This window comes from Methanobrevibacter sp., assembly GCF_045220775.1.
Taxonomy (GTDB): Archaea; Methanobacteriota; Methanobacteria; order Methanobacteriales; family Methanobacteriaceae; genus Methanocatella.
Genome location: NZ_JBGUWC010000017.1, coordinates 1 through 9,287, shown reverse-complemented (window position 1 = coordinate 9,287; position 9,287 = coordinate 1). Strand labels below are relative to the sequence as shown.

General features: G+C 33.8%; 6 protein-coding genes. All 6 read left to right on the top strand.

All coding sequences use genetic code 11. The annotated features are described in order from the left end of the window. Positions 1-632: RNA-guided endonuclease InsQ/TnpB family protein (locus tag ACJROP_RS00760; protein ID WP_406533606.1), on the top strand; the 632-nt coding region annotated here is incomplete at its 5' end. 249 nt (positions 633-881) lie between these two features. Beyond that, positions 882-5,855, top strand: a complete 4,974-nt coding sequence (locus ACJROP_RS00755; RefSeq protein WP_296852053.1) for a cobaltochelatase subunit CobN — start codon at positions 882-884, stop codon at positions 5,853-5,855. Between the two features lie 11 nt (positions 5,856-5,866). After that, positions 5,867-6,574, top strand: a complete 708-nt coding sequence (locus ACJROP_RS00750; RefSeq protein WP_292609007.1) for a DUF2162 domain-containing protein — start codon at positions 5,867-5,869, stop codon at positions 6,572-6,574. A gap of 8 nt (positions 6,575-6,582) precedes the next feature. Further along, positions 6,583-7,227: a MotA/TolQ/ExbB proton channel family protein gene (locus ACJROP_RS00745; protein WP_292609010.1), complete on the top strand. Its 645-nt coding sequence runs from the start codon at positions 6,583-6,585 to the stop codon at positions 7,225-7,227. Positions 7,228-7,239: 12 nt separating this feature from the next. Then, the gene (locus ACJROP_RS00740; RefSeq protein ID WP_292609013.1) at positions 7,240-7,572 is read left to right on the top strand and encodes a DUF2149 domain-containing protein; all 333 of its coding nucleotides are present in this window, start codon (positions 7,240-7,242) and stop codon (positions 7,570-7,572) included. A 240-nt stretch (positions 7,573-7,812) separates the two neighbouring features. Then, the coding region (locus ACJROP_RS00735; RefSeq protein WP_406533605.1) for a DUF3344 domain-containing protein at positions 7,813-9,287 on the top strand (1,475 nt) is incomplete at its 3' end.

Here is a 9,287-nt window from a genome sequence, read left to right as displayed (position 1 = left end):
AATTCGTCGGAATCGATTTAGGTATGAGAACACTAGCAACACTCAACAACGGACTAAAAATAGCCAATTTAGACGTTACCTACGAGGAAAACATGATCAAAAAATACCAAAAAAGACTATCCCGACAAAAACACAACAGTAACCGATACAAAAAAACACTAAAAACCTACTGGAAATGGATAGACAAAAAAAAGAACAAAATAAACGACTACTACCACAAAACAACCACAAAAATCGTAGAAAAATACGACATAATCATACTCGAAGACCTAAACATAAAAGGAATGTTCCAAAATCATCACTACAGCCCAAAATTACAAAAAATAGCATGGAAAAAATTTGTCGAAATGCTCAAATACAAAGCCAAAATATACGGAAAAACACTAAGACAAATAAGCAGATGGTACCCATCAAGTAAAACATGCAACAACTGTGGATACTACAACAAAGACCTAAAATATGAAACAAAATGGAAATGCCCACAATGCCAAAAAACACATGACCGAGACATAAACGCCGCTAAAAACATTCTAAAACAAGGATTAACAGATTTAATCAATGAAACAATGAACCTCTGGAACAGGGGGGATAGCACGGTAATCCTACTCTCATGGGAGAGTATCAGCCCGTGAAGTAAGAATCCTCGACTTCACCAAAGTCGAGGTAGTTCAAGCTAATTTTTCTTTTTTTTAAAGTAATACTTTTTTCCATTATTTGTGAAATAAGTAATACTTTGAATATATTTATTAATATTAAAAGTAATAACTGATAATAAGTTTATATTAATTGTAGGTAGTATTATGTTTTGTTTAAAAAATAAAAAATATTTTTGTGTATTAATTTTATTAATAACGATATTTATCATTCCTTATTCATTTGCAATGGATAATTCCACTTCAGATGATGTATCTATTTCAGATAATGATAATACTTTATTAATTGATAATGCTATTGAAGAATCACCAAACAATGATAATTTGGGAAGTGCCGATTCGTCCAAATCTCAAAATATTACTTTATTTATTGTAAGCGATAATCCTGGAACTAACATTTTGGATAAAGCCAGTGAGGAATTGAGCAGTTCTCAAAATCTAAGCAATATCAATTTGGTTATTCGCAGCGGTGAACAGATAAAGGAAATGGATGATGTTGAATTAGTAAAACTGCTTTCTTCCTGTGATGGATTTGTTGGTGAATGGATAAGCAGTGATGTAGATTCAGTTTTAACAAATGTCTTGGGAAAATACCCTGAATTGTCAAACAAAAAATTGTTTCTCATATTGGAACCGCCTTCAGGTAAATTAAACTCAGGTTCCAGTTCAATTGGCTTAATCAGAAACAATACAATAAATTATCAAAAGATTTTCACAACTTTTTCAGACCAGGAATTGATTTCATATTTTGAAAATACAAAAAGAGGCAAGTACTATGTTGATGTTTACAATTACATCGACAAGAGCGCCACCAAGTTTAACCCTCTATTCAATCAGATGGTTCTCTATAAAAATATAAACGATAAGGAAAACCTTAAAAATCAGATATTGTACACGTTAAACTATTTGGGTACTGCTTTTGAAGTCAATGCACCAACATTTACTGGTGTAAAACAGTATGGAATCTATAGGGACAGATGGTATTCTCTTGATGAGTATATTGCAACCTTTTTCAATCCGGATTTTTCTAGAACAATTGGTATATTGGAAAGTACAATGTATATTGAATCTCAGCAATTGCATCCATGCTATGGCATTATTGAGTCATTAGAATCAAGAGGATATAATGTAATCCCTATCTTTGCTGCAGGTGGATCTGCTGAGCAATTGAAAGTAATGATTGAATCATGGACCAGTGCAAAAACAGACTATTCCGGATTTTTGAAAGATTCATCCAATTATGACATTTATGTCGATGCTATTGTTTCAATGGTTGCTTATGGTGTCGGAGGTCAAAACTTCTCCAATGCCACAAACTTTTTTGAAGAGGTAGGAGTACCTGTATTTAGAGCGGTCCACTCTGATTATGTTTCTAATGAAATGTGGGAATTGGGGTCTACAGGTCTTACAACAGAAAAAAGTGATAAATGGTGGCACATTACCATTGCTGAAACTCAGGGAATCATTGATGCGACATTTGTTGGTGGCCAATCAAAATATATTTCCAATAGAACAGGGGCACAAATTACTACCTACATCCCTTACAATAGAAATATTGAGTTATTGGCTGACAGAATTGATTCATGGGTTGATTTAAAATACACATCCAATGTCGATAAGTTAATTTCAATTATCTATTATAACTATCCTCCTGGAAAACAAAATATCGGTTCAAGTTACTTGGACACCATTACCAGTATCTATAACATGTTAATAACTTTAAAAAATGCCGGTTATGATGTTGGCGAATTACCTGCCAATGTTACTGAACTTGAAAATTTAATGCTTAAATGCGGTATTAATGTAGCTACTTGGGCACCGGGAGAACTTGAAAAATTAGCCAACCAGTCAGGCGTTACATTACTGCCTGTTAAAGAGTATACAAAATGGTTCAATTCATTGGATGAAATTGTTAAAATACAAGTTAGTGAAGGACCTGTTGCCTACATTGGTGAGCTTTCAAGGCGCGCTGTTGAGCTAAACTATACAAAAACAATTGGAGATACAATTGACGATTGGTATAATCAGGTTGTTGCTCTGCTTCCAGAAGAGAATTCCGTAAAATCCAAAAGCGTTTTAACTAACATTGTATCCAGTTTAAAAAATTATACCAAAACTCAGGATGTAAAATATTATAATCTATTCTTAAAGTACTTTGATGAGTTTAAAAAGTTAAATATTTCAGGTTTAAACGGTTGGGGAGATGCACCGGGTAATGTAATGGTTGTCAATAGAAATGGCATTGACTATTTTGTAATACCTGGTTTAACCTATGGAAATGTATTTATTGCTCCTGAACCTCAAAGAGGATGGGAATCTGACATTGAAAACTTATATCACTGTACTGCTGTAGCTCCAACCCACCAGTATTTGGCAGCTTATTACTATATGCAGACCAAATATCATAACGCAATGATTTTCGTTGGAAGGCACGCTACACATGAATGGCTTCCTGGAAAAGAAATCCTGCTTTCAGCTACCGATTACGGATCAGTTGTAGTTGGAGATGTACCGCAGTTATACTTCTATATTGCAGATGGTCTGGCTGAAGCTATTCAAGCAAAAAGAAGAGGTTTTGCAGTTATAATTTCACATTTAACCTCTCCAATGTCCTATACTCATTTATATGGAAACTTGACTGCTGCAGCCAATTTGGCTAAAGAATATATTGATAATCCAAATGCCAAAACTGCTGATAAATTGCGTGATTTAATTATAAAAAATGATTACTGCACTAATCTGGGCCTTACAAAAGAAGAGGTAAAAACTATCTCAAATGCTTTGCTTGTCGATAAGGTAAACAAGTTTTTAGTGGAAATGCAGTCAACATTGTATCCATTGGGACTTCATGCTTTAGGTCAATCCTGGAGTGAACAGGACTTGGCGAGCACAGTTTCAGCAATGTTGTCTTATGATTATGCTCTTGACAACAATCAGGGTGTTTTGAATTTATTCACTGAACTTTCAAACTACTATTATTCAAAAGCTTATAATCAGTTGTCTGCATCTGAAAGGGAATTTATTCTAAACAAGTCCTATGATATTGTAAATGCATTGATTTACTGGGATGTTGACACGGTCAATAATATTTTAATAAGTCAAAATCAAAAATTCGACAATCCTACATTTTTAGCATGTCTGGAATTGGCTAAAAAATACATTGACCTTATTAATTTCAGTGTTTCAAATGAATTGAATGCAATGCTTGATGGATTAAATGGCAGATATATTCCAGTAGGCGAAGGTGGAGAACTTGTAATAAAGCCTGCAATTCTTCCGACAGGTAAAAACATGTTCCAAGACCAATCATCAGAACTTCCGACAATGGATGCTTGGGATTATGCAAAAAATCTTGCTTTATTAACACTCGCCGATTTAAATGACACTACCGAAAAGATTATCATGGGTATCTGGTGTGTAGAAACTGCAAGGGATGACGGTGCATTGGTTTCTGTTGTTCTTTACCTATTGGGTATGAAGCCTATCTGGACAGATTCTTCAAGTGCAGGTTATGACGATGAAGGTAATCCGACAGGTAAAAAAGTGAGTGCAATGCCTGAAGTAATCAAACTTGATGACTTGACACGCCCTGACGGTTGGGCTAAAAAAAGAATTGATGTAACAGTTATCACAAGCGGTTTATTCAGAGATTTATACTCATCACAATCAATATTAATGGATAATGCATATCGTGTTGCACTTGCAAGGTCATACTTGACAATAACAAAGGATGCTACTTTAATGAATTCAGCATATGGTAAGCAATTGCGTGAAGCTCTTGAAGGTGTAATGCAAAGTATTAACTATTATGGAATTTATAACGAGCCGTTAAATTCAAATTATGTGGCACAGCACTGGATTGAGGATACTTTATTCTATTTAAGTCAAGGCTATAATGCTACTTATGCCGGCGAATGTGCAATAACTCGTATTTTTGCACCACCTAATGGTGATTATGGTGCAGGAATATCAAAATTGGTATCAATGTCATGGACATGGAACGATACAAGTGAACTTGCAGACTTTTACCTTGGAAGGATGGGTAATATGTACTCCAAAAACTATTGGGGGGATACAAACCCATTGGTATTCCTAAGGGCTCTGTCAAACTCAGATACAATTGTGGCCAGTCGTAATACTAACCAATATGGTGTACTTGATAACGATGACTTCTTTGATTATTGGGGCGGTTTGTCAATGACTGTAGAAAATATTTCTGGTAAAGCTCCTAAATTCAACGTATTGATGTATGCGGATAAGAACAATGCATACATTTCATCTTTGGAGGAAGTAATGTATAGGGAAATTGCTGCAAGGTATGATAATCCGGATTGGATTAAAGGAATGATGAAAGAAGGTTATAGCGGGGCTCGTTACATGTCAAATAAATTTGTAAGTAATTTACATGGATGGCAAGTAACAAGACCGTCAGCAGTATCAGATGGATTGTGGGATAGAATTTATGATACTTATTATAAGGATAAATACAATATTGGCGTTAAAGACTGGTTGATGAGCGGAAATAATGCATATTCACTTATTTCCATGAGTGGAACAATGCTTACTACCATCCATGATGGATATTGGAAAGCAGATAAGGCAACAATAAGCGATATAGCAAATACTTGGGCTCAAGCAACAGTTCAAAATGGTGTGGCATGTTGTGACTGTAGTTGTGGTAATATTGCGATGATGCAATGGGCTGTGCAATATGTTAATCCGGATATTTTGGCTCAACTGCTTCCTAAATTATATGAGGCAACTAAAAATCCAGTATTCAAGAACAATACTCAATCAACTCAGCCACCAGAAACCGAGTCAAAAGATAATCAAAAGGAAGCTTCAACTCAAAATCCAGTAAAAGGATCAACTTCTTCCTCGACTGTTAAAACAAATTCCAGCTCCACAACTACTCAAACTACTGCTCAAAGTGGTGACAATGCTCAGGGAGAGGCATTTTCAAATGTAGGTGCTGGAAGTGAATCAGTCCAAGCTGGAAGTTCATCTGCAGAGGGAGCGGATGTCAAAAAGTCAGTTGAAATAAATCCGATATCTTCCCAATCAGCCAGTGAAGTAGGTTTGTCAATAGTGGCTGTTTTAGCAATTTTATGCTTGATTATGGTTGTTGCTGTCGGATACTTTAGAAATGAAGATGATAAAGATAAAGTTCAAGATTTAGATAAGTTATTTAATGAAAGATAGTGGGTGTTTTAATGGATGCAATTAATATTTTATGGCAACTCGGAATATTGTCCGCAGTTTTAATTTTTGGAATCAAATTGGGCCTTGCTACAGGCCTCGCAAACATGTCAAAGAGATATTTGGCATTGGTGTCAATAGGATATGGTGGGGGAGTTTTAATATTGACGGAAATTTCCTCATTTTTCACAGATCAGATTACAGATTTAATTTATACTTACAATTTCGAATTTTTCTTAATCATGGCAATAATCATGATTTTAGCAGGAATATTTACAATAAGGGAGTATAAGGTATTTGAAAAAAATACTACTGCAGCCACTTGTATGGCAGTAGTTGCTCCATGTCCTTGTTGTTTTGGTTCCATTATAGTGAGTATAATGCTTGTTGCACCTACTGTAGGTTTAGGATTGATGAATTTAAGTGTAATTGTGGCTTTAGCATTAGTTTTAACAATCGTTGTAACTTATTATGCTTCTAATTACTTGGTAAAATTCATTGATAAGCCTTATCCAATAGTATTAGGCAATTTCATGTTCTTTTTAGGAATTTATTTCCTGTTGTCCGCACTGTTCTTGCCGAACATTACTGCAATGATTCAAAATCCAATGGAAGCAATATCAATAGCATCTCCATATTCGTTAATTGGGGCATTAATATTGGTTCTTGTTGTAGTGGCTATCGGTGGAGTAATATCTAGGAGAAACAGTAATTTTAATTAGGTGATTTAATGGTAACAACAATTCCTGGAAGTGAAATATTAACATCAACATTAAATATGATTTCACAAAGTCTGCAGATTCCGGTAATCATATTTCTGGTAGTTTTTGCAGTCTTTGCGGTACTTGCAATCGGAGGATTGATTTCTGAATATACTTCAAGAAAGAAAATCACTCCTGAGTTAATTGAAGAATTAATCTATTCCATATCAAATGCATCATCTTTAGACGAAATAAAGAATGTTATTAAAAATGCAAATATTTATGAATCTCAAAAAGTTGTCTTAATTAAGATTTTACGTGCAAATTCTCTAACTCCTGAATCAAGACATGCGCTTGCTAAAAAATTAGTTGAATTTGAAGAAAATAAATTTGCAAAATCAATCGAAAGAACTGATGTTGTCACACGTATTGGACCGACATTGGGATTGATGGGTACTTTAATTCCTATGGGGCCTGGTCTTGCTGCTTTAGGTGCTGGAGATGTAAATACTTTGGCTAATGCTATTATTGTTGCTTTTGATACTACTGTTGTAGGTATTGGTGCTGGAGCTGTAGCTTATTTTGTATCCAAAGTAAGGCGTAGATGGTATGAAGAGTACTTGTCTAATTTGGATGCGCTTGCAGATGCATTGCTTGATAAATTAAACCAATAAGAGGTTTTGCTAATGGTTAGAGATAAATCTAAAAAACGTTTTTCTGAAGGTGAAGAAGACCCGATGGCTGGAACCTCAAATCTTGTAGATGCAATGCTTGTTATTGCTGTTGGTTTATTAATATTTGTTGTTATAAGTTGGAATATGCAGAGTGTGGTATTTCAGGATAATCAAAATCCGCAAAAAGCCATTCAGGAGTCCTCGCCTGATGTGACTGAAGTCAGCGAAGGACAAACATTGAATGAAACTCCAGAATCCTCTAACAGTTCAGGTCAGGGCTATATGGAAATGGGTAAAGTTTACAAGGATCCTTCAACGGGTAAGCTAATAATGGTTGAAGGCTAAGAGTAATACTTTTTGTTTTTAGCTATTTGCTAATTAGTATTACTTTTTTCTTATTTTTTTAGAATAATTATTACTTCTTTTTAAAATTACTTTACATTTATATATACTTTTCTCTTTTTAAGGCCGAATAAAAAGTTTTATAAGAGTATTACTTTATAATAATATAATAGTATTATTAGTAATATAATGATTATTTTTATTATTACTAAATACTTAAGAGAAATGTAATTAAGTGAGATTATGAAAAATAAAAGTTTAATATTTTCAATATTTTTGGTTTTCATAATTGTTCTTAGTGTTAGTGCCATATCTGCTCAGGATGTGGATAATGCTATTTCTACAAGTGGAGATGAAACAGTTATTGGGGATTCTGAACAAGTTTCAGGTACTGTTTCAGGAGATGTAGATGTTGCAACTGAAAATCCATGGTCTACAAGTGGAGAATTAAGTTATGATATTCCTGCTGATGCTAAGACAATTAAAAGTGCTGATGTTTATGTGAATGTTTATAGTGGTAGTGCTCAAAATACTTACGGTGCTAATGCAAATATAAGTATTTCTACCGCTAATGGAAATGAAAGTTACTCTGAATCTTTATGGACTGAAGACGGTTCAGCTGATGGTACTGTTTATACAGTAAATAATCATACTACCAAATGTTATTCAGATTTCATGGTTCATTATGATGTAACTAGCTTGATTCAAGGTTTAAATGGAACTAATTTAAAAATTAAGGTTGATACCTTTAAAATGGAAAATAAATCATTTGACGGAAGAATAAAACTTATAGGGTTAGTTTTAGCTTATGATGATGGGGACGATGATGTAATCAATTATTTGGTTGACGATAATCAAATTTGGACTAGTTCCAATAAAACTATTTCTTTTAACACCGCCTCATTTAACAATGTATTTGAAGCAAAATTAATCAATATTGCTCTTTCATCATCTGATGGAACTTATAAACTTAATGATGAATTTTTAACTGATTCAAAACATAAGGCGGGTAATTACTATCAATATAATGAATGGAATATAACTAATTACTTTAAAAATGGTAAAAATACTGAATTGTTTGTAATTCCTGGTCAAGGTTACTCTGGACCTTCTTATAAGAGTGTTCTTTCAGTATTGACTGCAAAATCCATAATAAATTCAGCTGCTATTTCTAATTTCAAAGTAGTTGATAACTCTAAAGATGTTGTTTATCCTGGTTTTGCTAATAAGTTGACTGTTACTGTTACTACTAATAAGGCTGGTAAATATGTTGTTGTTTTATTGGATAATGGTACTGTTGTAAATTCCACTGAAGTTGATTTGACTGATGGCAGTACAGCTGTGCCTTTGGTTGATCCTACTATTAGGCCTTTGACTGATCATATCAAATATGACGGTTCCGGAAATTATGATACAGTAAATTACCAACTTCAAGTATGGTTTGATGAATTTTTATTGAATGAAACTTCCTATGAGGCAACAGTTTTATATAATGGTTATCTTGGTAAGGATACTTATAATCAAACTGGTTTAGAATCCTTCTACACTACAACCATTACTGGTGACATTGTTATTTTGACTAATGGTACTTATGCAAGTGGTACTGGTAAATATGCATTAACCAGTTTCCCTGTTGTTTTATCTGATAATGATACTTTGGCTAAAGCGTTTATTTATGTGACTTATACTTATGGTGGAACTAATGATAATATTAATAT

Excerpts from the sequence above, each read along its gene's own strand:
- ACJROP_RS00745 (WP_292609010.1), top strand. The coding sequence starts at position 6,583 with ATGGTAACAACAATTCCTGGAAGTGAAATATTAACATCAACATTAAAT.
- ACJROP_RS00750 (WP_292609007.1), top strand. The coding sequence starts at position 5,867 with ATGGATGCAATTAATATTTTATGGCAACTCGGAATATTGTCCGCAGTT.
- ACJROP_RS00740 (WP_292609013.1), top strand. The coding sequence starts at position 7,240 with ATGGTTAGAGATAAATCTAAAAAACGTTTTTCTGAAGGTGAAGAAGAC.
- ACJROP_RS00755 (WP_296852053.1), top strand. The coding sequence starts at position 882 with ATGGATAATTCCACTTCAGATGATGTATCTATTTCAGATAATGATAAT.